Annotated in this window: 25 protein-coding genes and 1 pseudogene; 15 read left to right on the top strand and 11 right to left on the bottom strand. The window is 70.6% G+C overall.

From position 1 onward, the window contains the following. The first annotated feature begins 221 nt into the window (after positions 1–221). The 8 genes from H4N64_RS22440 to H4N64_RS22405 all read left to right on the top strand — a co-directional run bounded on the left by H4N64_RS22440 (position 222) and on the right by H4N64_RS22405 (position 8520). Positions 222–1241, top strand: a complete 1020-nt coding sequence (locus tag H4N64_RS22440; RefSeq protein ID WP_186284204.1) for an iron ABC transporter substrate-binding protein — start codon at positions 222–224, stop codon at positions 1239–1241. Positions 1242–1254: 13 nt separating this feature from the next. Beyond that, positions 1255–2817, top strand: a complete 1563-nt coding sequence (locus H4N64_RS22435; RefSeq protein WP_260859869.1) for an ABC transporter permease — start codon at positions 1255–1257, stop codon at positions 2815–2817. Then, entirely contained in the window at positions 2814–3881 is a 1068-nt protein-coding gene (locus H4N64_RS22430; RefSeq protein ID WP_186284203.1) for an ABC transporter ATP-binding protein, read from the top strand. Before H4N64_RS22435 ends, H4N64_RS22430 begins: the two co-directional genes overlap by 4 nt. Positions 3882–4086: 205 nt before the next feature. Beyond that, complete coding sequence (locus H4N64_RS22425) at positions 4087–5187, top strand: ABC transporter substrate-binding protein (protein WP_186284202.1); 1101 nt, start codon at positions 4087–4089, stop codon at positions 5185–5187. Between the two features lie 139 nt (positions 5188–5326). After that, positions 5327–6142, top strand: a complete 816-nt coding sequence (locus H4N64_RS22420) for an SAM-dependent methyltransferase (protein WP_186284201.1) — start codon at positions 5327–5329, stop codon at positions 6140–6142. Positions 6143–6331: 189 nt separating this feature from the next. Further along, positions 6332–7396: a peptidoglycan recognition protein family protein gene (locus H4N64_RS22415; RefSeq protein ID WP_186284200.1), complete on the top strand. Its 1065-nt coding sequence runs from the start codon at positions 6332–6334 to the stop codon at positions 7394–7396. Between the two features lie 105 nt (positions 7397–7501). Beyond that, complete coding sequence (locus H4N64_RS22410) at positions 7502–7939, top strand: hypothetical protein (RefSeq protein ID WP_186284199.1); 438 nt, start codon at positions 7502–7504, stop codon at positions 7937–7939. Positions 7940–8049: 110 nt separating this feature from the next. Continuing rightward, the gene (locus H4N64_RS22405) at positions 8050–8520 is read left to right on the top strand and encodes a DUF6174 domain-containing protein (RefSeq protein WP_186284198.1); all 471 of its coding nucleotides are present in this window, start codon (positions 8050–8052) and stop codon (positions 8518–8520) included. Between the two features lie 44 nt (positions 8521–8564). Here the strand turns inward: H4N64_RS22405 and H4N64_RS22400 are convergent, their stop codons facing one another. Next, on the bottom strand, positions 8565–9053 hold the full coding sequence (locus H4N64_RS22400) for a hypothetical protein (RefSeq protein ID WP_418896280.1): 489 nt from the start codon (positions 9051–9053) through the stop codon (positions 8565–8567). A 182-nt stretch (positions 9054–9235) separates the two neighbouring features. Here H4N64_RS22400 and H4N64_RS22395 point away from each other — a divergent pair, with 182 nt between their 5' ends. After that, the gene (locus H4N64_RS22395; RefSeq protein WP_186284197.1) at positions 9236–9790 is read left to right on the top strand and encodes a YciI family protein; all 555 of its coding nucleotides are present in this window, start codon (positions 9236–9238) and stop codon (positions 9788–9790) included. 234 nt (positions 9791–10024) lie between these two features. Here H4N64_RS22395 and H4N64_RS22390 read toward each other — a convergent pair whose 3' ends face one another. After that, positions 10025–10258, bottom strand: a complete 234-nt coding sequence (locus H4N64_RS22390; protein WP_186284196.1) for a hypothetical protein — start codon at positions 10256–10258, stop codon at positions 10025–10027. A 175-nt stretch (positions 10259–10433) separates the two neighbouring features. On the opposite strand from H4N64_RS22390, the gene H4N64_RS22385 reads away from it, so the two are divergent. Both H4N64_RS22385 and H4N64_RS22380 read left to right on the top strand, forming a co-directional pair. Then, the gene (locus tag H4N64_RS22385; protein WP_186284195.1) at positions 10434–11093 is read left to right on the top strand and encodes a DUF1707 SHOCT-like domain-containing protein; all 660 of its coding nucleotides are present in this window, start codon (positions 10434–10436) and stop codon (positions 11091–11093) included. Positions 11094–11553: 460 nt separating this feature from the next. Then, a complete protein-coding gene (locus H4N64_RS22380; RefSeq protein ID WP_186284194.1) occupies positions 11554–11859 on the top strand; it encodes a hypothetical protein in 306 nt (101 codons plus the stop codon). Positions 11860–12390: 531 nt separating this feature from the next. Here the strand turns inward: H4N64_RS22380 and H4N64_RS22375 are convergent. Beyond that, positions 12391–12663 (bottom strand): hypothetical protein, encoded by a 273-nt coding sequence (locus H4N64_RS22375; RefSeq protein ID WP_186284193.1) that lies wholly within the window; start codon positions 12661–12663, stop codon positions 12391–12393. 103 nt (positions 12664–12766) lie between these two features. On the opposite strand from H4N64_RS22375, the gene H4N64_RS22370 reads away from it, so the two are divergent. Together H4N64_RS22370 and H4N64_RS22365 are read left to right on the top strand one after the other, a co-directional pair. Further along, positions 12767–13324 (top strand): Chromate resistance protein ChrB, encoded by a 558-nt coding sequence (locus tag H4N64_RS22370; protein ID WP_186284243.1) that lies wholly within the window; start codon positions 12767–12769, stop codon positions 13322–13324. Then, positions 13321–14502: an MFS transporter gene (locus tag H4N64_RS22365; RefSeq protein WP_260859868.1), complete on the top strand. Its 1182-nt coding sequence runs from the start codon at positions 13321–13323 to the stop codon at positions 14500–14502. Before H4N64_RS22370 ends, H4N64_RS22365 begins: the two co-directional genes overlap by 4 nt. A gap of 155 nt (positions 14503–14657) precedes the next feature. Here the strand turns inward: H4N64_RS22365 and H4N64_RS22360 are convergent, their stop codons facing one another. Next, positions 14658–15185, bottom strand: a complete 528-nt coding sequence (locus tag H4N64_RS22360) for a hypothetical protein (RefSeq protein ID WP_186284241.1) — start codon at positions 15183–15185, stop codon at positions 14658–14660. 119 nt (positions 15186–15304) lie between these two features. Between H4N64_RS22360 and H4N64_RS22355 the strand changes: the two genes are divergently transcribed. Next, positions 15305–16411 carry a protein kinase family protein gene (locus H4N64_RS22355; RefSeq protein ID WP_260859867.1) on the top strand — a complete coding sequence of 369 codons (1107 nt, stop codon included), beginning with the start codon at positions 15305–15307 and terminating at the stop codon, positions 16409–16411. Positions 16412–16435: 24 nt separating this feature from the next. Here H4N64_RS22355 and H4N64_RS22350 read toward each other — a convergent pair whose 3' ends face one another. Then, positions 16436–17416 carry an alpha/beta fold hydrolase gene (locus H4N64_RS22350; protein ID WP_186284192.1) on the bottom strand — a complete coding sequence of 327 codons (981 nt, stop codon included), beginning with the start codon at positions 17414–17416 and terminating at the stop codon, positions 16436–16438. Positions 17417–17566: 150 nt separating this feature from the next. Here H4N64_RS22350 and H4N64_RS45260 point away from each other — a divergent pair. After that, a pseudogene (locus H4N64_RS45260) lies at positions 17567–17665 on the top strand (DinB family protein); the annotation flags it as partial. A 19-nt stretch (positions 17666–17684) separates the two neighbouring features. Here H4N64_RS45260 and H4N64_RS22345 read toward each other — a convergent pair. From H4N64_RS22345 to H4N64_RS22320, 6 genes are all read right to left on the bottom strand, one after another. Next, positions 17685–19346 carry a DEAD/DEAH box helicase gene (locus H4N64_RS22345; RefSeq protein ID WP_186284191.1) on the bottom strand — a complete coding sequence of 554 codons (1662 nt, stop codon included), beginning with the start codon at positions 19344–19346 and terminating at the stop codon, positions 17685–17687. Between the two features lie 88 nt (positions 19347–19434). Continuing rightward, on the bottom strand, positions 19435–19638 hold the full coding sequence (locus H4N64_RS22340) for a cold-shock protein (protein ID WP_030069301.1): 204 nt from the start codon (positions 19636–19638) through the stop codon (positions 19435–19437). Positions 19639–19796: 158 nt separating this feature from the next. Next, a complete protein-coding gene (locus H4N64_RS22335; RefSeq protein ID WP_186284239.1) occupies positions 19797–20576 on the bottom strand; it encodes a DUF899 domain-containing protein in 780 nt (259 codons plus the stop codon). Positions 20577–20662: 86 nt separating this feature from the next. After that, the gene (locus H4N64_RS22330; protein ID WP_222109269.1) at positions 20663–20917 is read right to left on the bottom strand and encodes a hypothetical protein; all 255 of its coding nucleotides are present in this window, start codon (positions 20915–20917) and stop codon (positions 20663–20665) included. An 81-nt stretch (positions 20918–20998) separates the two neighbouring features. After that, positions 20999–21667 (bottom strand): response regulator, encoded by a 669-nt coding sequence (locus H4N64_RS22325; RefSeq protein WP_186284190.1) that lies wholly within the window; start codon positions 21665–21667, stop codon positions 20999–21001. Then, positions 21664–22836 (bottom strand): sensor histidine kinase, encoded by a 1173-nt coding sequence (locus H4N64_RS22320; protein WP_186284189.1) that lies wholly within the window; start codon positions 22834–22836, stop codon positions 21664–21666. Before H4N64_RS22320 ends, H4N64_RS22325 begins: the two co-directional genes overlap by 4 nt. Between the last annotated feature and the right edge of the window lie 79 nt (positions 22837–22915).

The following is a 22915-nucleotide window of genomic DNA, read 5'->3' as shown; positions in this document are numbered from 1 at the left end:
GAAGGGTCACGGCCGAGGCATGGCGGGCGCACAGTTGCGCGTGGCGCAAGTCGAGCAACGCCCGTTATCAAGCCGTTCTTGACGGTGAGGTTAGCTTTACCTTATTCATGGCTCGTTCGCAGCTTTCTCCGCGGCACCGCTCACCGCGCTCGCTCCCCTTCGCCGTACCCACGGCGTGCTGCCCGGCACTGGAAGTGAGCCACTGTCAGGAAGGCTTTACCATGCGACGCTCCTCGGTCAGACGCCTCGCCGTACCCGTCATCGCGCTCGGCCTGCTCGCCCCGGCACTCGCGGCGTGCAGCGACGAGCCGGCCGACCTGGTCATCTACTCCGGCCGCAACGAGGACCTGGTCGAACCCCTGCTGGAGAAGCTGGAGAAGGAGCTCGACGCGAACGTCGAGGTCCGTTACGGCGACAGCGCCGAGCTCGCCGCCCAGATCCTGGAGGAGGGCGACAAGACCGAGGCGGGGCTGTTCTTCTCGCAGGACGCCGGTGCCCTCGGCGCCCTGTCGAAGGAGGGCGCCCTGACCGCCCTCCCGCAGCCGACGCTCGACAAGGTCGAGGAGGCCTACCGGGGCGGCGAGGGCGACTGGGTCGGCGTCTCCGGTCGCGTCCGCGTCCTGGCGTACAACCCCGGCAAGGTCCCCACCCCGCCGGACAGCGTGCACCAGCTGACCGAGCCGGAGTGGAAGGGGAAGATCGGGTTCGCGCCGAACAACGCCTCCTTCCAGGCGTTCGTCACCGGCATGCGCGTCCTCGAAGGCGACGACGCGGCCCGCGAGTGGCTCAAGGGCTTCAAGGCCAACTCCCCGAAGACGTACGAGAGCAACACCGACATCCTGGAGGCCGTGGACTCCGGGGAGGTCTCCGCGGGACTGATCAACCACTACTACTGGTACGAGAAGGCCGCCGAGGAGGGCGAGGACAAGCTCACCGCCAAGCTCCACTTCCTGCCCGGCGGCGACCCGGGCGGTCTCGTCAACGTCGCGGGCGTGGGCCTCCTCAAGGGCGCCGACACCAAGCAGGCCGACTACGCCCAGCAGGCCGCCGACTACCTGCTCGGCGAGGAGGCGCAGACCTACTTCGCCGAGGAGACCAAGGAGTACCCGCTGGCCGCGGGCGTCGCACCGGCGGACGGCCTGCCCGCGCTCGACTCGCTGGAGGCGCCCAGGATCAACCTCGGTGAGCTCGACTCGCTGAAGGAGACACTGGCCATGCTCCAGGAAGCCGGACTGGTCTGAGACGCGGTCCGTCATGGGGGTATCCATCGGGAAAGACCCCGGCGCCCGCCCGGTTCCCTGGCTCCGGCCGCCCGGGCGGGTCCCGTGGGCGCTGGCCCTGCCGGCGGCGCTCGCCGCCGCTTTCGCGCTGCTGCCGCTCGTCTACCTCTGCGTCCGCGCCCTCGAACAGGGGCCCGGCCACGCCTGGGACATCGTCACCACCGAGCGCGCCGCCCAACTCCTCGGCCACAGCATCGCCCTGGCCGCGGTCGTCGTCACGGCCTGTCTGGTCCTCGGCATCTCCCTGGCCTGGCTCACCACCCGCACGAATCTGCCGTGGGCCCGCGGCTGGGCCGTACTCGTGACCCTGCCCCTGGCCGTGCCCAGCTATGTCGCCGCCTTCGCCTGGCTGTCGGCGGTTCCCGAACTGTCCGGGTTCACCGGCTCGGCCCTCTCGCTGACCCTGGTGAGCTTCCCGTACGTCCATCTCCCTGTCGCCGCCGCCCTGCGCCGCACCGACCCCGCCCAGGAGGAGACCGCCCGCTCCCTCGGCCTCGGCACCCTGCGCACCTTCTGGCGCGTCACCCTTCCGCAACTGCGCCCCGCGGCCGCGGGCGGAGCGGTCCTGGTGGCGCTGTACGTGCTCTCCGACTTCGGCGCAGTCTCCCTCATGCGGTACGACACCTTCACCCGCGGCATCTACACGTCGTACCGGGCGTCCTTCGACCGGACCCCGGCCGCCGCGCTGAGCGTCGTCCTGGTGCTGCTCACCGTGGCCCTGGTTGCCGCCGAGGCACGTACCCGCGGCCGGGCGGGGTACGCGCGCACCGGTACCGGCACCGCACGCCCCGCGGACCCCACGTCCTTGGGCAAGTGGCGGGCCCCGGCGCTCGGTTGGTGCGCCGCGGTGTCGGCCGCCGCCGTCGCCTTCCCGCTCGCCACGCTCGGCTACTGGCTCGCCGTCGGCAACTCCGCGACCTGGGACCCCGCCCGCCTCACCGAGACCGCCACCTCCACCCTCGGCGTCGCCGCCGCGGGCGCCGCGCTGACGACCGTCCTGGCCCTGCCGATCGGCGTGATCGCGGCCCGCCACCGGGGCCGGACGGCCCACCTGCTGGAGCAGGCGGCGTACGCGGGCCACGCCCTGCCGGGCATCACGATCGCCCTCTCCCTCGTCTTCTTCGCGGTGCGCTACGCCCACCCCCTGTACCAGGAACTCCCGCTGCTGGTGGGCGCGTACGCGGTGCTGTTCCTGCCCGTCGCGGTCGCCGCCACCCGCGCCGCCGTCCTCCAGGCCCCGCCCGTCCTGGAGGACGTGGCCCGCTCCCTGGGCCGCGGGCCCTGGCGGGTGCTGCGCGAGATCACCGTGCCGCTGGCGGCACCCGGCGTGGCGGCGGGCGCCGCGCTGACCTTCGTGGTGTGCATGAAGGAACTCCCCGCCACCCTCCTGCTGCGCCCCACCGGCATGGACACCCTGGCCACCCGTCTGTGGACGGAGACCGGCACCGCCTCCTACGCCGCCGCGGCCCCCTACGCCGCCGCCCTCATCCTGCTGGCCGCGATCCCCTCCTACCTCCTCGGGAGGCACCGCACATGACCGAACTGCGCATCGAAGGGCTGACCAAGTCCTACGGCCCGCAGGCCCCGCGCGTCCTCGACGGCCTCGACCTCACCGTCCCCGCCGGCGCTCTGGCAGCGGTCCTCGGGCCCTCGGGCTGCGGCAAGACGACGCTGCTGCGCATCGTCGCCGGCTTCCTGCGCGCGGACGCGGGCAGCGTGACGGTCGCGGAACGAGTCCTGTCCGCCCCCGGCGTCCACCTGCCGCCCGAACGCCGCCGGATCGGGACAGTCCCCCAAGAGGGCGCGCTGTTCCCGCACTTGAGCGTGGCCCGCAACGTGGCCTTCGGCCTCACCGGCGTCGACAGGACCGAGCGCCGCCGCCGAACCGACGAAATGCTGGAGCTGGTAGGCCTGTCCGGGTACGGCGCCCGCATGCCCCACGAACTCTCCGGGGGCCAGCAACAACGCATCGCCCTGGCCAGGGCCTTGGCCCCACGCCCAGCCCTGGTGCTGCTGGACGAACCCTTCAACGCCCTGGACAGCGCCCTGCGCGCGGGCGTCCGCGCTGATGTCCGCACGGCCCTGCGGCTGAGCGGCGCGACCGCGGTCCTGGTCACCCACGACCAACAAGAAGCCCTGTCCACGGCCGACGTCGTCGCCGTCGTACGGGAGGGCCGAGTGGCCCAGTGCGACACCCCGGAACAGGTCTACCGCCGCCCCGCCGACCCGTGGGTCGCGGGCTTCGTGGGCGACGCGGTGCTCCTCCCGGCGACCGCAAGGGCGGGCGGCACGGCGGAGACGGCGCTGGGAGTCGTCCCGCTCGCGGAGGAAGCGGGCGCGGGCCGCGGCACGGTGCTGCTGCGCCCCGAGCAACTCGAACTGACCGAGCAGGCCTCCACGTCGGCCCACGGCACGGTCACGGACGTGCGCTTCTACGGGCACGATGCGATGGTCACGGTGACCGTCGAGGGGCTGGCCGAGCCGGTCGACATCCGGGCGGCGGGGCCCGTCGCGGTGAAGCCGGGGGAGCGGACCGGGATTCGAGTGAACGGGGAGGCAGTTCTGCATCGCCCTGCAGTCACCGATCACGCCGTGAAATAACCCGCGCCGGAGCGGTCGCGGACGGGGACGACATGGCGCGTGTCCGAGGGGTTGCCTCGCGCCGGCGCTGTTCGCGGGGATGGCCCTGGGGGGCCGGTTCGGGGACAGCCGTGGCCTGAGGAAGTCGGCCAGTGCCGGTTCGGCTACTCTCGGCGCCACTGATGATCACACCGCGACCGAATCGCCACTCGGGGGATGCCAACGCATGAGTACGTCACCGTCGCCGTCAGGAGCGGAGAGCGCGGTCCGGATCGGCGCACTCGTCCCGCTGACCCGGCCCGGCTGGACCGAGGCGGGCCAGCACCTGCTCGCCGGACTGGAGCTGGCCGTCGGCGAAGTCAATGACGCCGGCGGGGTCGGCGGAAGGCCGATCGAGCTGGTGGTCCGGGACACCGCGGCCGATCCGCAGCGGGCCGCGGCGGCCGTGGAGGAGTTGGCCGGCCTGGGCGTCGCTGCCCTGGCGGGGGAGTACCACAGCGTCGTCGCCCGGGCCGCTGCCACCAGGGCTGACGCCCTCGGCCTGCCGTTCCTGTGCTCGTCCGCGGTTCTCGACGCGCTCACCGAACAGCCGACGGACTGGGTCGCGCGCATCTCCCCGCCGCAGTCCCGCGGCTGGCGGATCTACGCCGACTTCCTCCTCGACGCGGGCCACAGCCGCATCGCCGTAGCGGCCCAGCCGAGCGTCTACTGGGCAACGGGAACCCGCATCCTGCGGGACCACCTATCCGCACACAACGGCACGGTCATCGAACTCGACATGAGCGCGCTCACCCCCGCTGCCGTGTGCGACGCCCTTGTCGAGCACCGAGCGACAGCCCTCCTCCTGCTGGTCGGCCACCCGGAACCGGCCGTGCCCATCGTCAAGTTCGTCCGCCGCGACCAGCGCCTCGCCGAGGTCTTGATCGGTGCTCCGGCCGGGCAGCCGGAGTTCGCCGAATGGGCGAAATTGCTGGGCGAGGACGGCGCCGAAGTCCCGTTCCTGCGCTACCTGCCCGAGCGCCTCACCCCACTCGGCGCACGAGTCGAGACGGTCCTCCGCGAGCGGCTGGCCCAAGCGCCCTCCTTCGTCGCCTTCGAGGGCTACGACACGGTCACCGTCCTCGCCGAGCTGCTGCGTTCGCACGACATAAACCGGGCACGCACCGCCGAATCATGGCCGCGCGTCGCAGTCGAAGGCACCCGCGGGCAGATCCGGTTCTCCCGTACGCCGGGCATCAGCGTGTGGCAGTGGACGTGGGCGCCGATTCAGGTCGTCGACCGGGATCCGGCGGAACCGGAGCGCTTGCGGATCCGGTACACCGGCTGAGACGGCCTGCGAGGTCCGATGAGACGCCCTGCAGGGTCCGAGCAGCCCGAAATCGTGAACCAGTGTGCATGCGAAGGGAGTTCGGACATAGGTTGTGGCGTGAATGATCCACGCCATGTTCGAAGGACGGACACGACTGATGACTGACCCTGTGACGACGCCCGAGCCGGCGGAGCACCAGAAGATCGACACGTCCGTTCCGCACTCCGCCCGCATCTGGAACTACTGGCTCGGCGGCAAGGACAACTACCCCGTCGACGAGGAGGCCGGCGACGCGTACACCGCGGTCTTCCCCGGCATCGTCACGATCGCCCGCTGCAGCCGTGCCTTCCTGCGCCGCAACATCGCGTATCTCGTCTCCGAGGCGGGCATCCGGCAGTTCCTGGACATCGGCACCGGTCTGCCGACCGCCCAGAACACCCACGAGGTCGCCCAACAACTCGCCCCCGAGGCACGGATCGTGTACGTCGACAACGATCCGATGGTTCTCGCCCACGCCCGCGCGCTGCTCTACTCCACCCCCCAGGGCGCGACCGCCTACATCGACGCCAACGTGACCGACCCGGCCCGCATCCTCGCGGCCGCCGCCGAGACCCTGGACTTCGACCGGCCCACCGCGCTCATCCTCAGCAACATCCTTGGCCACGTCGCCGATTACGCCCAGGCGCGCGCCCTCGTCACCGAGCTGATGAGCGCCCTGCCCTCGGGCAGTTACCTCTCCATCAACGACGGGTCGCGCGGCATCGACCCGGTCTTCGAGCAGGCCCAGGACGCCTACAACAACAGCGGCGCCGTGCCGTACAACCTGCGCACCGTCGACGAAATCACCAGCTTCTTCGACGGCTTGGAGCTCATCGACCCCGGCGTCGTCTCGGTGACGCAGTGGCGCCCGGAGCCCGGCGCGCCCACCCCCGAGGTCATCGCCGAGCACGGCGGACTGGCCCGCAAGCCGTAGCCCGCGAAGAGCCGCAACCCGCAGTGCCCATGATCCTCTCTCGGCCGTGTGAGTGAAGGGCCGGGCCCGGCATGCCCATCTTTACTGGTGGTGACGGTTTCTCCGACCAGACCGCGGGAGACAGAGACTTTGACGGACCGCGTGTGGACCGAGACAGCCACTGCTGCACCGCGATCGGAGGACTGAACCATGGCCGATCCGCTCAATGCCGACCGGCTGGTTGCCGCACTGCGCGCCGAAGGATGCGCCGTCCACGAGGTCAGCGGCTGGCGCACCAACAACCGTAACCACGTGGGCCCTTGGGGCCCGGTGCACGGCGTGATGATCCACCACACCGTGACCGGCCCCAGCACGGACGTGGTGGACCTGATCTTCGACGGTCACAGCGCCCTGCCCGGCCCGCTGGCCACCGGCTGCATCACCAAGGACGGCACGGTCCACCTCACCGGCAACGGCCGCGCCAATCACGCCGGCGGCGGCGACCCCGACGTGCTCACCGCCGTCATCAACGAGTCGTACGGCGACTACCCGCCCGCCACCCACGAGCACGAGGGCAGCGCGGGCGCCGTGGACGGCAACAGCCGCTTCTACGGCTGGGAGTGCGAGAACGAGGGCGACGGCCAGGACCCGTGGCCGCGTGTCCAGTACGTCGCCATGGTCAAGGCCACCGCCGGGATCTGCCGTGCGCACGGCTGGAGCGCGAAGAGCGCCATCGGCCACCTGGAGTGGTCCGACTGGAAGCCCGACCCCCGCGGCTTCGACATGAAGGACTTCCGCAGCGACCTCGCCGTATGCCTGGATCTCCCGGCCGGCGTATGGGAAGGAGAGGACGACCCCATGCCCCAGTACGTCAACCTCGGCCTGGCGGAACCGTACGAACTGGCGCCGGGCACCTGGGACTCGGTCGAGCTCACCGCCGAATGGACCGACGAGCCCGGCGACCACGCCGAAGGCGGCAGCGTCTTCGTCCGGGGCCCGGCCCGCTTCACCGGCTCCGTCAGCCTGCGCTTCGACGGCCTGCCCGACAGATCCGTGGTCCAGGCCCGCATGTCCGAGTTCGAAGGCGCCGAGCACCGCGCGGACCACCCCATCGACGAGATCGTCGGAACCGGGGGCAACACATTCGCGGTCGTGCCGCTGACCAAACGACTGGCGTCGGGCCGGAGCATGCGCGTACGGCTGCTCAACCAGGCCGACGTGCCGATCACCGTCACCAGCGCGGTCCTCACCGTGCTCGTCTGGACGGAAGCCTGAATCGGGCGAACGGAACAGCGTCGGAATTCGGCAGACCCTCGCCATGGCGACGGGCTACTGTACGGACGCACCGTGCTACTCACGGTCAGTTCGAGGAGGCGTCCTGTGTCATCGCCCTGCGACCCCCAGCACGCTCCAGCCGGCGATGTGGGCGCAGCGCTCATGATGGTCGACTCCCGACTCAAGGCCATCTACGACGCCAAGACCCCGACCGATGCCGAACAAAAGGCGCTGACCGACCAGTTCGCCGCGTCCGACGTCATCGAGCGCGTCGTACCCAACGTCGTGGTCTCGATGTGCATGATGCCCAGGAGCATCCGTCCCGAGGTCATCCCCACCATGGCCGGCCTGCTCGTCGCCGCGGGCACCGGCCTGAGCCCCAGCCTGTGGCGCAAGCGGTACGGAGACTGGACCGCGGACGAGATGAATCCCCTGGAAGCCACCGCCTTCCTGCTCGCGGAGCACATCAACCGACTCACCGACGACCGCGATTTCGCGACCCGCCTGATCACCGAAGCGTTGTCCCGCGCGGATGAACGCTGACGAGCAGCCCCAGCACAAGCTCATCCTCGCGCCCTCCTCCATCTCGGTCCGAACGTTCCGCCCTCGGCCGGCGTCGTAGCAGCAGTGACCGTGTCGAAGGGATCGCCACCATGAACCCCGCACTGCTGCGCGTCCGCGCCGTCTCAACTGCCGTACTGGTGGGGACTCTCCTGTCCGCGGCGGTCGCCTGCGGCACCGAGGAGGAGAACAACGGCCAAACGGCGCCGGGCGAGCCGGTCTGGGTAGAGCCCGCCGAGTACGCCTACACGCTGGAGTCGACGCAGGGAGAACGCGCACTGATCGGCAAGTTCCGGGTGACGGTCCGGGACGGCGTCGTGACCAAGGCGGTCGGACTCGACGACAGCGCGCGACGCCTGGTCGACCAGTCGCCCGACCAAGTCCCCACGATCGGCGCCCTGTTGGAGGAACTGAACCAGGCCCGAAAGGAGAACGCGGACGAGGCGGAAGCCGAGTACGCCGCCGACGGCCGCCCGGAACGCATCAGCATCGACTGGCTCGAAAACGCAATCGACGACGAAGCGCTGTACGCCATCAGCGACTACAGGCCGACCGCGGAGTAGGCCGGGCCGGAAAGATCCGTAGGGGAATGAACAGCTCCCAGCGACTACGAACCCGGCGTGGGCCCGATGCCCTGGAGCTGTTCGATCGTCCCGCCGAGCTTCTCATGCAACGACCCGAGCAACTCCGGCTTCGCGCTGACCACCCAGCGAGAACCGACCAGATACGTCCCCCCGTACACACTGGCCGAGTCCAGCCACGTCTGCTTGTACTTCTCCTCGGGGAAGGTGGTGATGAGGTAGTCGGCCTTCTTCGTGTGGCACAGGCCCTGGCGCAGTTCGTCCGCCTCGATACGGATCTTCGCCTTGCAGCCGGTCAGACCCGCGATCACCTCGACCTTGGCCGGCGCGACGACTCCGGCGGCCGGGGCAGCGGATACCTTCGACGACTTGGGATCGTCGGCCGCACTGCCCTCGCCGCCGCTGCAGGCCGTTGCCAGCGGAACGATCGCCAGACTTCCGGCGATGGCCACGCGTCTCGCGGACGCGAAGGACACCTTTCTGCCGATGGATCCCCGCGGTTGCTGCTCGGGCACGTCACTCCACCCTGTTCAGTGCTGTCGTCGTCGGTGTCGAATACGGATGGGGACGTAGGGCCGTTCACCCCGTACGACGTACGGCAGTCGTGCGGACGGGGAACGAAGGAGCGTGAGCGCCGTACGCCGGTCCCCACAAAGTCGGTTGAGGCACTCCGAGTTGTGGGAGAGGCTCTGCGGCCATGGAGTACTTCTGTTACCACCGCGACCGGCCCGGGTCCCTCGCCCTGCGTGACGAACTGCTGGAAGAGCACTGGTCGTACATGGACCGGTACGCAGCGCAGATGATCGCTCGCGGACCGACCTTCGCCGCCGACGGCGATACGCCCACCGGCAGCGTGCACATCGTCGATCTGCCCGATGCCGCCGCGGCCCGCGCGTTCGCCTTCGACGAGCCCAACTACCAGGCCGGCGCGTACCGGGATGTGATGGTGCGCCGCTGGCGCAATCTGCTCGGGCGGACGATGTGGCAGTTCCCCGGTGGCCGGCACGGCGGCAACCGGTACCTCGTGCTGGGCCTCGGCGAAGGGCAGGCCGCCGACCTCACTGTGCCTGCCGACCGCGACCAAGACCTCATCGCCTACGGACCCCTGCTGTCCGACGACGGCACCCTCTGGCTCGGCACAGCGGTACTGCTCAGAGCCACCGACCCGGACACGGCACGCACCGTCCTGACCCCGGACCGGTATGCCGACATCGAGGTCCACGACTGGCAGTTCGGCGGGCGCGAGGAATGACCCGTCCCGTCGAACACGAGGACCGGTGGGTCCTGCGCCTCCGTCGCCTGAGGAAGCGCCCGTCGGCCTCTCGCTCGGGACAGTCCACGCCAACCCGTCCGTGCTCCTGAAACCGTAGTCGCAGGACGTGGCAGCGGCGCTTGATCTCCTCGGAGCGAATGTCCAGCGGTTCGTGTCGCTGCCCGGAGGCGATCTCACCGTCTGGTCCGCAACCTGGGATGGAGAAGCGGTCGCCTACTCGATGTGCCCGGTTGCCGGGTCGACCTGCGTGAGGAAGTCCCGGACGGCCTCTTCGAGTTCGCCCCGGCCGACCCGCACCGGGGGATGGACGCGGAATCCGAACCCGTACTGCGGGTCAGGTCCGGTCACCCAGCTGATGTGGTACGTCCCCGGGCTGTCGTACGGCTGGACGACCTCGAACTCCTCACCGTCGACCGTGATCCGCGACCGCTCGCCGTCGGAGGTCATGACCCTGCTCCTTTCGCCGCGGTGAGACTACGTCACCCGACGGTGAGGCTGCTGAACGAGCCGTCCCGGCCGTGACGCGGCCCAGCCGGGACCTGTGTCGCGATATAGCGTTAGTCTTCTGCTTGCGTCGCTGACTGCGTCGCGCGGAGACGTTCGACAGGACCAGGACGGAAGCATGTCGGGAGAGATTTCGCCCACCGGGAAGCGCTCCGGCCCCGGCTCGTCGTCTGAGCTACGGGCCTCTCATGCGGACCGGGACCGAGTGGTGGATGTGCTGCGTATCGCGGCGGGGGACGGTCTGCTGACCGCGGACGAGTTGGACGAGCGCCTGGAGGCCGCCCTGTCGGCGCGGACTCTGAGCGAACTGGCCCCGCTGACCGCAGACTTGCCGCCGGTATCGGCTACGGCGGGTGTGACTGGAGCAGAGGTCAAGGACTTCGTTCGGATCGAACAGGTCCACAGCGGCGCCGTCGAGCGCGTGGGGCGCTGGGTGGTACCGCGGAGGCTGGAGCTCGCGGTGACGTTCTGCGATGTGACGCTCGACTTCACTGACGCCGTGATCACGCAGGACACCCTGCGGATCGACGTGGCGATGACGGGGAAGACCCTGACGTTGGTCACGAGGCCGGGCATCGTGGTCGATACCGATGGTCTGCAGCTGGTGCACAGCAGGATCAAGTACCGCCGGACTCCGTCGGATCCCGATACGCCGGTCACGCTGCGAGTGGAGTTGGTCGGTCAGAAGGTCCACGGCCGCGTGGTCGTACGGCCCCCGCGCCGGACGCTCGGGCAGTGGCTGCTGCGCAGGCCCACGTTCCCTTCCGCAGACGCCTGACTCCATCGCCGGCAAGGCGGCGACAGCACCTTGAGGACGCCTGGGCCTGACCGGCGCGTGCGGCATGCTGAGAGCAGCGGGCGTACAGTCCGGTTCGCCCGAGACAGGTACGCCGCCGGGCCTGCCACGCCCAACGTCTCCTGGAGCCTTGCCGCGCCGCCCGATGAGCCCGCGGGCCGGCACACGCGTCCGCGGGCCGTGCTGTCGGTGGTCGACCCGTCCCCGTACATGCTGTCCGTGCTCGCCTCACTCGTCTCCGGCAGCGGCCGCCTGCACGATCTGCCCTGCCTCCCGCTCGACGCCGACTGGTCCACCGACGAACCTCGGACCGGAAGAAGACAGGCCCACCGACCCCGGCCGGGCCGCACTGCGCGCCGTGCGCTGGTTCGAGGAGAGTGCCTCGCCCGCCGCCAGGGAACTCGCGGGATTCCTCCCGGCCGTACCCCTTACCCTCCCGGTGATGAATCTCGTACGGCGCGCCATGCTGCCCGAGTCCGACCACGGGCACCTGGCCGAAGTGGCGTTGGGCGGACTCGTGCAACCCTGGGAGGACTACCACCGGGCCGACCCGACGTACCTGGAGTTCCGCTTCCTCCCAGGCGTCCGCGACGCGCTTATCGGCGGCCGGCTCCGGCAGGAGATCGCCACCGTGCGGGAACTGGTCCGTCAGGAGGTTCCGCCTATCTGGACGAGCGCCGCACCACCACGACTTCCCCGCGATCCGGCACACCTCCGCCGAGACCGGCGCCCGGACCATCCCGCCTGAGGCACTGCCCTTCGCCCGTACGACGGCTCCCGACGCCCCGGCCGTCGCCGACCTGCCGATGGACGGCATCGCTCACGCCTTCGAAGACCGCGACGTCAGCATCGACGCCGTCGTCGGCACTGCCGCGGCATTGCTCGCAGCGCTGACCCCGCAGGCGTGGCGAGTCACCGGAGGAGAGGTGAGACCCGCGTCGATCCGTGTCCGCGTGCTTGCGATGGGCGACGAGGCGGACCGCGGCGATATCGAGGCACTGCGGCGCCTGCTGCAGCTCATTCAGGGGCGGACTTCAGCGAGGCGACGTTCGAGGCGAGAACCTCCGCATCCCAGCCTCCCACCGAGCTCTACCTGATCAACGGTCGCACCGTGCTGACGTCGTACGTCCACATGCCCGGAGAGAACGAGCATGTGCTGCACGTACAGCCCGAGGACCGGCTGGAGGAGACGCGGGAGTGGTTCAACTCCTGGTGGGAGCTGCTCGGGGAGGTCTGGCGACGACCGGCCGCCAGGGCACCGAGGCACAGCCCACGGCGCCTACTCCGCCTTGCGCACTGCCTCCGCCACCTCAGCCTCCACGCCGCCGAGGGACGCACCCTGCTCCTTCGCGTACTCGGTGAGGGCGGTGCGGGCGTCACGGGCCAGGTCACGCCAGGCCCGCAATGCGGTGTCGTACGTCTGGGTCTGGGTCGCCGACCAGCCGCCGACCTGGGTCTGTGGACCGTACTGCTCACGCAGCTCCTCGACCATGCGGTGCGCCTGGTCCGCGGCGCGCTGCTTCTCGGTCAGCTCCTCAAAGGTGTGTGCCACTAGATGAGCGTAAGAAGCCTCTGCCTGGACCGCGCGCTGAACGCCGCCGAGCTACGTCCCAAGTGCGGATGTAACGCCTGTTACATTCTCCACTGTGACAACCATGGAACCGGAAGCGCGTTGGCTCGTTCTGGTGATCAAGATCCCCGCGGAACCCTCCCGCCACCGGGTCGCCGTCTGGCGTGAGCTGCGCCGGATCGGTGCGCTCTCCCTCGGCCAGGGGATCTGGGCCGTTCCCGACGTACCGGTCTTCGCCGGCGGTGTCTCCCGGGCACTGGAGCTGACCGAGAAGTCCGGTGGCGTCGCCGTCACCCTGAACGCGTCGGGACGCGGCCCCGAGGACGCCGTCCGCTTCCGGGAGATGTTCAACGCCGCCCGCTCGGCGGACTGGACCGAATTCCTCGCCGATTGCGGCAAGTTCGAAGCGGAGATCGCCAAGGAGATCCGCAACGCCAAGTTCACCCTCGCCGAACTGGAAGAGGAGGAGCAGTCGTTGGAGCGGCTGCGCCGCTGGCACCGGGATCTGACCGCCCGCGATGTCTTCGGCGCACCGGAGGCCGCGGAGGCGGCGACCCGCCTCAAGATCTGCGTGGCCGTCTGCGAGGACTACGCCGAGCGCGTCTTCGCCGCCCTGCACGAAACCCCGGAGGACGACCGATGACCGCCCCGGGGCCCGCACGCCGGATGTGGCCTCTGTACGCGGCCGGGTTCACCACCGCCTTCGGCGCCCACGGCATCGCCGCGAACCTTGGAGGCTTCTCCGACGACGCGGTCACCTCCCTCCTCGTGCTCGGCGGCCTCCTCGCCCTCTACGACGGCGCCGAAGTCGTCCTCAAGCCGGTCTTCGGCACCCTCGCGGACCGTATCGGCGCCAAGCCGGTCCTCCTCGGCGGCCTCGTCGCCTTCTCGATAGCCTCGGCGCTGTACGTCGTGGCCGACAGCCCCGGCTGGCTCTGGGCCGCCCGCCTGGGCCAGGGCGCCGCCGCCTCCGCCTTCTCCCCGTCCGCCTCCGCACTGGTGGCCCGCCTCAACCCGTCGGCCAAGCGCGGCCGGGCCTTCGGCAGCTACGGCTTCTACAAGTCGATCGGCTACACCCTCGGCCCCCTCCTCGGCGGCCTGCTGGTCTGGGCGGGAGGCCTGCGCCTGCTGTTCACGGTGCTGGCGGTTCTCGGTGCCGCGGTGGCGTTGTGGGCGGCGCTCGCCGTACCGGTGGTCCCTCCACTGCCCAAGCAGCGTCAGACCCTCCTCGACCTTGCCCGCCGCCTGGCCGACCCCGTCTTCCTCGGCCCCACCGCCGCCCTCGCCGTCGCGACGGCCGCGCTCTCCGTCGGGGTCGGCTTCCTCCCGGTCTCCGGCGCCGCGGCCGGCCTGGGCACCATCGCCACGGGAGCGGCCGTCTCGGTCCTCGCGGCCACGGCGGCCGTGGTCCAGCCGTACGCCGGACGCGCCCTGGACAACGGCAAGGTGACCACCCGAACCGGCCTGGCCGCAGGCCTGGCCCTCACAGCGGCCGGCCTGGCCGGCGCCATGCTGCCGGGCCTGACCGGCGTACTCCTCGCCGCAACCCTGATCGGCGCCGGAACCGGCCTGATCACCCCCCTCGGCTTCGCCGCCCTGGCCACCAGCACCCCGGAAGAACGCATGGGCCAGACCATGGGCGCCGCCGAACTCGGCCGCGAACTCGGCGACGCAGGAGGCCCCCTCCTTGTCGCCGCCGTCGCCACGGCAGCGACCCTGACCTACGGCTTCGCAGCGCTTGCCCTGCTTGCGGCTGTGGGAGCCGGGCTGGCGGTCGTAGGACGTGGTGGCGCGATGGTGGATGCCGGTCCGACGCAATAGCACCGAAACGACAGCCGCGGGCGGGAGGAGGCCGGTGACGATCACCGTCCCCGAACCAGCAGCCCGCCCGGTCGCCGGTCAGTACCTCCGAGCCGCCCTGGTCCCGGTCCTGAACGACCAACAGAAGCGATTGCCCCGCGACAGACATGTGCGGCTCAGCCAGGTGCGCCGTACCAGCGCCACTTGGTCAGCCGTGGCCGGCCGGGAAGTTCCGCTCGGCCGGTTGCCCACAGCAGGGTCGGCCACCGGTCTGTGTCGGTCGGGGCATCGGGGAACAGCCGGGTCAGCGCGCGGTCGCACAGGTCTGCGGGTGGCGTCCAGTCCAGGCCCAGCCCCTGGGCGACGTCGTGGGTGTGCACCAGGGTCTCGACCACGCCCACCGCGGCGAACCCCTCGGGATCGGATGCGCCGAAGACGTGGTGGGCCCGGACCGTCGGCGGCGTGGTGCGGACGATCGCGGTGAGCAAGGCACCGCCGGCTTCCAGGACTTGCAGTGGCCGTTTGCGGCTCCACGCGAAGGGGACGTGGGTGTCCAACGGCGGCTTCGCCGGGCCCAGTTGGACCGCGTAGGCGAACAGGTCATCGGCGAGATGCTCGACGGTCTCCCAGCAGTCCCACTCCAGGGAACCGGCCTTCACACTCCAGTCCGACGCGTCGGCCCCGCGCAGAGCGGCGACCGCCAGGCGGACGGCATGCTCGACATCGGCCGCGGTGACCGGCCCGCTGGATGATCTCTATGTTTCAGCCGTGGCGGGACCGTATCAATGAGCATCCAGCCCCGGGAGTTGGGCGTGGAGCTGCGATGATCGGCGGAGGTGGGCGGGCGCGAGGACTGGGGTGGCGGGTGGGCGTGAGCGGGGCGGGGGCTGCGGCGCGGGTGTCGGCTTGTACGGCCGTAGGAGCGCGGCTTTCGTCGTTGAGTGACGGGCGGCTCAGGGAGGCGGTGGCCGCCGCCATGGGGCTCGGTTCCGGGATCGGGGGCAGGTCGGCGCGGATGGATGTCGAGGGCGTGCCTGTCTTCGTCAAGCGGGTGCCGCTGACGGACCTGGAGTTGCGGCCGGAGCATGTGCGGTCGACCGCCAACCTGTTCGGGCTTCCCCTCTTCTACCAGTACGGGGTGGGGTCGGCGGGGTTCGGCGCCTGGCGTGAACTGGCCGCGCATGCCATGACCACCGGGTGGGTGCTCGCGGGCGAGTACGCGGGCTTCCCGCTGCTGTATCACTGGCGGGTACTGCCCGACAGCCCTCCCGCAGGCTTCGCCGACCAGTTCGGGGGAGTGGAGGGCGCCGTCGCGCACTGGGAGGGGTCGACTGCCGTTGGCCGCCGACTGGAGGCCATCGCCTCCTCCTCCCACAGCCTGGTTCTCTTCCTGGAGTACATGCCCCACACGCTCGCCGGGTGTCTCGCCGACGCCCGTGAGGGGGCGAGCCTCTCGCCGTACCAGTGGGTGAACGATGAGCTGGAGCGCGGGACGCGGTTCATGAGCGCGCGCGGACTGGTCCACTTCGACGCGCACTTCGCCAACCTCCTCACCGACGGCCACCAGGTGTACTTCGCCGACTTCGGGCTCGCCCTCAGCGGCGACTTCGCACTGTCGCCGCCCGAACGAGCCTTCCTCGCCGACCATCTCGTGTACGACTGCTCCTACGCACCGAGCCACCTGTTGCGCCACCACATACCCGACACCGTGCGTGCGGGCGCCGAACACAGTGCCTTCCTGCGTGCATGGGCCGACGGCCACCGCCCCGCCAGCGTCCCACCCGACATCGGCGCACTTCTGGACCGCCATGCCCAACACGCGCTCGTCCTGGACGACTTCCACCAGCGCCTACTCACCAGGAGCAAGCGCACGCCCTTCCCCGCGGCCGAGGTCCAGCGCGCTCTGAACGGCGTATCGGCGTCAAGGTGATGAGCTTCCCGGCGTGCTCCAGGGTCAGCGGGGCAGGGCAGCGAGCCAGTCGGTGAGGATCCGATTGACCTCGCGGGGGCGTTCTTGCTGGATCCAGTGCCCGCAACCGTCGAGGAGATGGGAGGAGATCAGCCCCGGCAAGGTGTCCGGGTACGCCTTGATCGCGTCCGCCAGCCAGGTCGTGGACGCATCCAGCGCGCCCCCCACGAACAGGGACGGCTGGGGGATGGGCGCGCCCTCGAAGGCGGCGAGGTCTTCCCAGTCACGGTCCATGTTCCGGTAGCGGTTGAGTGCTCCGGCCAGGCCGGTGCGTTCGAACTCCCCGGCGTAGACGTCGAGTTCGCGCTCGCTCAGCCAGGTGGGCAACCGGCCCACGGGGAACCGGTCACGCAACGTCCCGCCCCTGCTCACGAAGTGCGGATCGGGAGCGCCGGGTTCGGGCATCGTGTCGGCGGACAGGGCCGCGTAGAAGCCCGCGAGCCAGCCGCGTACATCGGGCTCGATCTCGGCCTCGGCGCGGCCCGGCTCCTGGAAGTACGAGACGTAGAACTCCTCCTCCCCACCCAACTGCGCGAAGACGTCGCTGGGGCGGGTCCCGCCGCGCGGGGTGTAGGGAACGCTCAGCAGCCCCACCGCGCGGAAGACCTCCGGCCGGAGCAGCGCGGAGTTCGCGGCAATCGTCGCACCCCAGTCGTGGCCGACGACGATCGCCGATTCCTCGCCCAGGGCGTGCACGACTGAGACGTTGTCCTCGACGAGTTCGACCATCCGGTACGCGTCCGTCGCGGCCGGCTTGGAGGAGCGGCCGTAGCCACGGACGTCGAGAGCGACCGCGCGGTACCCCGCCGCCGCGAGTGCGGGCAGCTGATGGCGCCAGGAATACCAGGACTCCGGGAAACCGTGCAGGAGCAGCACCAGGGGCCCGGTTCCCTGCTCCGCGAGGTGGATCCGGCCTGCCGGAGAGGAGACCAGCCGGTGTGTGATCTGCGAGGCGTGCGGGGGCATGCGTGTCCTCCAGGACCGTCGGTCGGGTGCGCGGTACGGCGCTCGTCCGCCGTACCGTCGCCTCGACACCGATCATGCGGAGGAGCCTGCCGTGACGACGAGCGGGTTTGCCGGTTCGGCAAGTCTGGCCCTCTACCGGCGGAAAATCGCTCGCCGTACCCCTACGGCTCCGACCCCGACGAATCCTTCGTCAGCGTCCTGTGGGGCTCCAACCTGGAGTTCATCCACCACATGGCCGAGACCGCACTGGCAGCCTGGACAAGATCTCCTACGTCGCAGAATTACGGCGCACGCCTCGGCGGTCCGAGCCGCGGCCGCTGTTGCCGGCGGTGCCGCCGGCGGCCGTCGCCCGGCGGCCGGACCCTCGGACCGCCTTGCCGGAGGCAGCGCCCTTCGCGGCACCACCCGCTTCCGCTCGGCGGGCAGCACCGCGCACACCGGCTGCGGTAGTGCCACCACCCGTCGCCGCCCCGGCCTGGACCCGGCGGTCGGAGCCCCGGCCCCCGGTACCGCTCGCCGTACCTGTCGCCGCTCCCGCCCGCCCGCCGCTTCGGCGGCTGCGGCCGGACCGCTTGCCGGACTCAGTGGCCGTCTTCCGGTCCGGGCGGGACGCCGTCGGGGTCGCCGGCTGGGGGACCTCGATGGTGACGGGCACGCCGGACGGCTCGCGGGCGCCGGTGATGGTGGCCAGTGCCGCGTCGCTCGACGTGATGCGGGCCGTCCGGGGGCGGATGCCCGCGTTCGACATGAGCTGGCTGACATCCCGCTTCTGCTCGGGCAGGACCAGCGTGACCACGCTGCCGGAGCCGCCGGCGCGGGCCGTACGGCCGCCCCGGTGGACGTAGTCCTTGTGGTCGGTGGGGGGATCGACGTTCACGACGAGGTCGAGGTCGTCGACGTGTATGCCCCGGGCGGCGACGTTCGTCGCGACGAGCGCGGTGACGTGGCCGTTCTTGAACTGCTCCAGGGTGCGATTGCGCTGCGGCTGGGAGCGGCCGCCGTGCAGTGCCGCCGCACGCACCCCGACGGCCAGCAGCCGCTTGGTGAGCCGGTCGGCGGATCTCTTGGTGTCGAGAAAGAGGATGACCCGGCCGTCACGGGCCGCGATGCGCGTGGTGACGGCCTTCTTGTCGGTCTCGTCCAGGACGTGGAGCACGTGGTGCTCCATGGTGGTCACCGCCCCCGCGGACGGGTCCACGGAGTGCACCACGGGGTCGGTCAGGAACCGCTGCACCAAGCGGTCGATGTTCCGGTCCAGGGTGGCCGAGAAGAGCATGCGCTGACCGTCGGGCCGCACCTGCTGGATCAGCTTGGTGATCTGCGGCAGGAAGCCCATGTCGGTCATCTGGTCGGCTTCGTCCAGCACCGTGATGCGTACGCTGCCGAGCACGCAGTCCCCGCGGTCCACCAGGTCGTTGAGCCGGCCGGGAGTCGCCACGAGCACTTCGGCGCCGCGCCGGAGCGTACCGGCCTGCTTGGTGATGGACAGCCCGCCGACCACGGTGGCCAGCCGGAGGTTCACCGCCGTCGCGTAGGGGGTCAGCGCGTCCGTCACCTGCTGGGCGAGCTCACGGGTGGGCACCAGCACGAGGGCCAGCGGTGCCTTGGGCTCGGCGCGCAGTCCGGCCGTGCGGGCCAGGAGCGCGAGTCCGAACGCGAGGGTCTTGCCGGAGCCGGTGCGTCCACGTCCCAGCAGGTCACGGCCGGCGAGGGAGTTCGGCAGCGTGGCGGCCTGGATGGGAAAGGGGGTGGTGACGCCTTGCGCGGTGAGGGTCTTCAGCAGCCCCGCGGGCATGTCCAGACCGGCGAAATCCTCGACGGCGGGAAGTGCTGGTGTCGTGTTTTCCGGCAGCCGGAATTCCCTGGGCGACGAGGCGGACGGCGCGGGAGTGGAGGTGCGCCGGTTCGACTTCTGGAACCTACGGGACATGCAGTTATTTGCCTTCCTGGAAACAGCACAAACCGGGGTCCGCACCAAGACGGTGCGGACCCCGGTCGAGCGGATACGCGTCCGGCGATTACGCGGGGACGATGTTCTCCGCCTGCGGGCCCTTCTGGCCCTGCGTGACGTCGAAGCTGACCCGCTGGCCCTCCTGGAGCTCACGGAAGCCCTGCGTCGCGATGTTCGAGTAGTGGGCGAAGACGTCGGGGCCGCCGCCGTCCTGCTCGATGAAGCCGAAACCCTTTTCGGCGTTGAACCACTTCACGGTTCCCTGTGCCATGACGTTCTCCTTCTGTAGGCAGAGGCCCCATCCGGAGATGCCGGAAAAACAAATAATGCGCCCGAAGGAGAAACATTCCCGTCAGGCGCACATAGGTTCATGGGTACCACAACTGCAACTCGATAACCGTAGCACAGTTCAGCGGCCCGTGTGGATCATCAGTGATGGCCGTGGCGGCCGAGGGTTTCCACCGGGGTCGCGCCGGGGCGGGTCCACTGCGGTACGGGGCGGCTGGTCGGGCCCCAGGTGGCGTTCCCGTCCGCGTCCGAGCGCCAGGACCAGCACGGGACGTCCCCTTCGGGCCAACCCTCGGGCTTGTCCTCCCACGCCTCGCCGCGGCCGTAGGGCGTCATGTCGAGCAGACCCAAGGAACCGTTGACCCGCTCGTTGCCCCGGCCCGTCGTGGAGTAGGTGAGGAACACCCGGTCGCCGTCGCGCAGGAAGCAGGTGAGGTACCCCATGTCGCCACCGGCCGGCCCCTCCACGCCCCGCACCGAGTACCAGGGCTGGGTGTAGCCCATGAACTCGATGTAGGAGGCCACCTCCTCCCAAGGTCCCGTGGTCAGGACGGCGAACGAGACGCCGCGGGCGTTGAGGTAGACGGCGTCCTTCAGGTGCCAGGCCGTGGTGGTGCAGCCCTCGCACTGCCCCTGGTGCGGCGCGCCGTCGTACCACATGTGCTTGTACACCACGAGCTCGTCCCGGCCCTGGAACAGCTCCAGGAACGGCACCGGTCCGTCGGGCCCGACGACCTCGACCGTCCCGTCGAACTCCACCATCGGCAGTCGGCGCCGCGCGGCGGCGATGGCGTCCCCCTCGTGGGTGTGGGCCTTCTCGCGGACCAGCAGCTCGTCACGCGCGGCCTGCCAGGTGGCCAGATCGACCACGGGCGGGCGGCCGGGCTGCGCGGTGGTCGGGTCACTCGGCGTGGTCGTCATGGTGTCCTCCGTGGTGTCACGTGCCGGGCAGGCGTCGTACGACGTGTACGACGGCCACCAGAACAGACTCCCGACGCGACCGGAACTCACCGGCGCTTGGTGTTCCCGCGGTCCTGGGCCTCGCCGGTGAGTATCCGCTGTTTGTGCGTCCAGAGCTTCTTGCGTTCCTCGTGGGTGAGATTGTCGGCGAGACGGTTGACTTCGTCCCAGGCCGCCGAGCGCGCCGTGCGGGCGGCCGGCCAGTCGCGCCGCTGGACGGCTGCCTCCAACTGCGCCATGAGTTCGGTGAGCTGCTTCCGGGCCGCCTTCTGGCTCTTCGTGAACCCGGGCCGGCGGGGCACCGCGTCGTTCCTCCCACGCGGGACCACCAACGTGTGCAGGGAGGGCGGATGCCTTCGGGCGGCGTCGGTGGGCGCTGACGCTCACAGCAGCCCGTGGTCGCGGGCGTAGAGCGCGGCCTGGGTACGGTCGCGGAGGCCGAGCCGGGACAGGACGCGGGAGATGTGGTTCTTGACGGTTCCCTCGCTGAGGAACAGGCGAGCGGCGATCTCGCGGTTCGTCGAGCCGTCGGCAAGGAGCCGCAGTACGTCGACCTCGCGGGCGGTCAGTCCGGTGGTGCCGGGAGGAGGGACGGACGGCGGCCGAGGGCCCGAGGCCGGGGACGGGGTCAGGTATCCGGTCACCGAGGAGTCGAGCTGGGCGACCCCGGCGTGCGCCAGCCGCACCGCGTCCGCGAGCTGAGCCGCCGGAAGGTTCTTGAGCAGATAGCCGCTCGCGCCCGCCCGCAGCGCCGCCACCACGTACTCCTCGTCGTCGAACGTCGTCAGCATGACGACCCGCGCGGAACAGCCTCGTCGCCGCAGGATCGCCAGTGCTTCGACGCCGTCGATGCCCGGCATCCGCACGTCCATCAGCACCACGTCGGGTCCGAGCGCCAGCGTCTTCTCGACCGCGTCCCCGCCGTCGACGGCCGTGCCCGCCAGCACGATGCCGGGCTGGATGCCGAGGAGTGAGGCGATGCCGTCTCTGACCAACTGCTGGTCGTCGACGACGAGTACGGACACGGACTCGGCTTCCGGGTTCTCGGTCATACGTCTGTCTCCGGTACGGCGCGAGGGACCTCGACCGTGAGACGCGTGCCCGCCCCCGGTGCACTGTCGATCCCTACCGTGCCGCCGACCAGCCGCGTTCGCTCCTGGATGCCGAGCAGCCCGAAGCCCTGGGAGACCGTGACGGCCCCGGGTCGGAACCCACGCCCGTCGTCCGCGACGACGAGGCGCGCGCCGGCCGCGCCGAACGTCAGGAACACGCTCACATGCCGCGCATCCGCGTGCCGCCGCACGTTGGTGAGCGCCTCCTGTGCCGCGCGGTAGAGGGTGGTGAGCGCCGCCCCGTCGGGGCCCAGAGCGTCGTACGGTTCGCCGTCGACCTGCAAGGACACCTCAATGCGGCCGTCGTTCGACTCCCGTACGAGATCGGCCAGTGCGGACGGAAGCGGGAAGGGCGCGGCACGGTCGTCGCGCAGCGCCCGCACCGATGTCCGTACGTCGTCGAGCGCGCGCCCCGCCGAGCGACGGGCGTCCGCCACGGCCTGGTCGGCGGTGTCCGGATCGTGGTCGCGGAAGGCGGCGGCCTTCTCCAACTGGACGGCTATCGCGGTGAGATGGTGCCCGAGGCTGTCGTGGATGTCGCGGGCCAGCCGGTTGCGCTCGTGGGTGGCGGACAGTTCGGCGATCCGTGCCGCGTACTCCTCCAGCCGGGCCCGTCCCCGCTGCTCGCCGATCGCGACCGCGGCCATGGAAAGGGCGAGAACCAGGCCGATGAGCAGCATGAGCAGATCGGAGACGTATTCGGGGTCGGCGTACCAGGCGGGGGCGGTGAACGTGTAGAGGGCGAGGACCACGGCCACGCAGCCGCCGGCGAGGGCGAGAGCTGCTGTGCGGCCGAAGGCGAAGTAGGCGGTGAAGGGGACCAGGACGAGCAGCGCCCGGGACAGGCCCGAGTCATCGAGTGCGGCGACGGCGACGATGAGGACGACACGGGCTGCGAGCACGGCCAGGGGCGGCCGGACCGGCTTGCGCTCCAGCAGGAGGAGCAGCAGGAGTCCTACGACGAAGGCGGCGGTACGGGCAGTGGCGAGGGAACTGTTGTGGGCGGCGGCGGTCAGCCCCGCGAGGAGGACCGCGACGTAGAGGAGGGGCGCGACCCAGGGAACAGGGCGGGAGGGGGTGGCGGGCGGGGGGCCGGTGTCCGTCCTCATACCAAGGTCCATACGACGGCCGTTCAGCCCCACTGTCGCCATCGTCCCTCCCCGAGCCGGCACTGTCAGGCTACGTGCC

It is taken from the genome of Streptomyces cupreus (assembly GCF_014257025.1).
GTDB lineage: Bacteria > Actinomycetota > Actinomycetes > Streptomycetales > Streptomycetaceae > Streptomyces > Streptomyces cupreus.
The sequence above is the reverse complement of the archived record's forward strand: the minus strand, read 5'-3'. Positions and strand labels throughout refer to the sequence as shown.

What these genes read in the sequence shown, in the direction of transcription:
- H4N64_RS22420 (WP_186284201.1), top strand. Translation starts at nt 5,327, where the DNA reads ATGACTGACCCTGTGACGACGCCCGAGCCGGCGGAGCACCAGAAGATC.
- H4N64_RS22335 (WP_186284239.1), bottom strand. Translation starts at nt 20,576, where the DNA reads ATGACGACCACGCCGAGTGACCCGACCACCGCGCAGCCCGGCCGCCCG.
- H4N64_RS22345 (WP_186284191.1), bottom strand. Translation starts at nt 19,346, where the DNA reads ATGTCCCGTAGGTTCCAGAAGTCGAACCGGCGCACCTCCACTCCCGCG.
- H4N64_RS22395 (WP_186284197.1), top strand. Translation starts at nt 9,236, where the DNA reads ATGGAGTACTTCTGTTACCACCGCGACCGGCCCGGGTCCCTCGCCCTG.
- H4N64_RS22370 (WP_186284243.1), top strand. Translation starts at nt 12,767, where the DNA reads ATGGAACCGGAAGCGCGTTGGCTCGTTCTGGTGATCAAGATCCCCGCG.
- H4N64_RS22320 (WP_186284189.1), bottom strand. Translation starts at nt 22,836, where the DNA reads ATGAGGACGGACACCGGCCCCCCGCCCGCCACCCCCTCCCGCCCTGTT.
- H4N64_RS22350 (WP_186284192.1), bottom strand. Translation starts at nt 17,416, where the DNA reads ATGCCCCCGCACGCCTCGCAGATCACACACCGGCTGGTCTCCTCTCCG.
- H4N64_RS22340 (WP_030069301.1), bottom strand. Translation starts at nt 19,638, where the DNA reads ATGGCACAGGGAACCGTGAAGTGGTTCAACGCCGAAAAGGGTTTCGGC.
- H4N64_RS22355 (WP_260859867.1), top strand. Translation starts at nt 15,305, where the DNA reads ATGATCGGCGGAGGTGGGCGGGCGCGAGGACTGGGGTGGCGGGTGGGC.
- H4N64_RS22405 (WP_186284198.1), top strand. Translation starts at nt 8,050, where the DNA reads ATGAACCCCGCACTGCTGCGCGTCCGCGCCGTCTCAACTGCCGTACTG.
- H4N64_RS22415 (WP_186284200.1), top strand. Translation starts at nt 6,332, where the DNA reads ATGGCCGATCCGCTCAATGCCGACCGGCTGGTTGCCGCACTGCGCGCC.
- H4N64_RS22380 (WP_186284194.1), top strand. Translation starts at nt 11,554, where the DNA reads ATGAATCTCGTACGGCGCGCCATGCTGCCCGAGTCCGACCACGGGCAC.
- H4N64_RS22390 (WP_186284196.1), bottom strand. Translation starts at nt 10,258, where the DNA reads ATGACCTCCGACGGCGAGCGGTCGCGGATCACGGTCGACGGTGAGGAG.
- H4N64_RS22440 (WP_186284204.1), top strand. Translation starts at nt 222, where the DNA reads ATGCGACGCTCCTCGGTCAGACGCCTCGCCGTACCCGTCATCGCGCTC.
- H4N64_RS22435 (WP_260859869.1), top strand. Translation starts at nt 1,255, where the DNA reads ATGGGGGTATCCATCGGGAAAGACCCCGGCGCCCGCCCGGTTCCCTGG.
- H4N64_RS22385 (WP_186284195.1), top strand. Translation starts at nt 10,434, where the DNA reads ATGTCGGGAGAGATTTCGCCCACCGGGAAGCGCTCCGGCCCCGGCTCG.
- H4N64_RS22365 (WP_260859868.1), top strand. Translation starts at nt 13,321, where the DNA reads ATGACCGCCCCGGGGCCCGCACGCCGGATGTGGCCTCTGTACGCGGCC.
- H4N64_RS22325 (WP_186284190.1), bottom strand. Translation starts at nt 21,667, where the DNA reads ATGACCGAGAACCCGGAAGCCGAGTCCGTGTCCGTACTCGTCGTCGAC.
- H4N64_RS22430 (WP_186284203.1), top strand. Translation starts at nt 2,814, where the DNA reads ATGACCGAACTGCGCATCGAAGGGCTGACCAAGTCCTACGGCCCGCAG.
- H4N64_RS22425 (WP_186284202.1), top strand. Translation starts at nt 4,087, where the DNA reads ATGAGTACGTCACCGTCGCCGTCAGGAGCGGAGAGCGCGGTCCGGATC.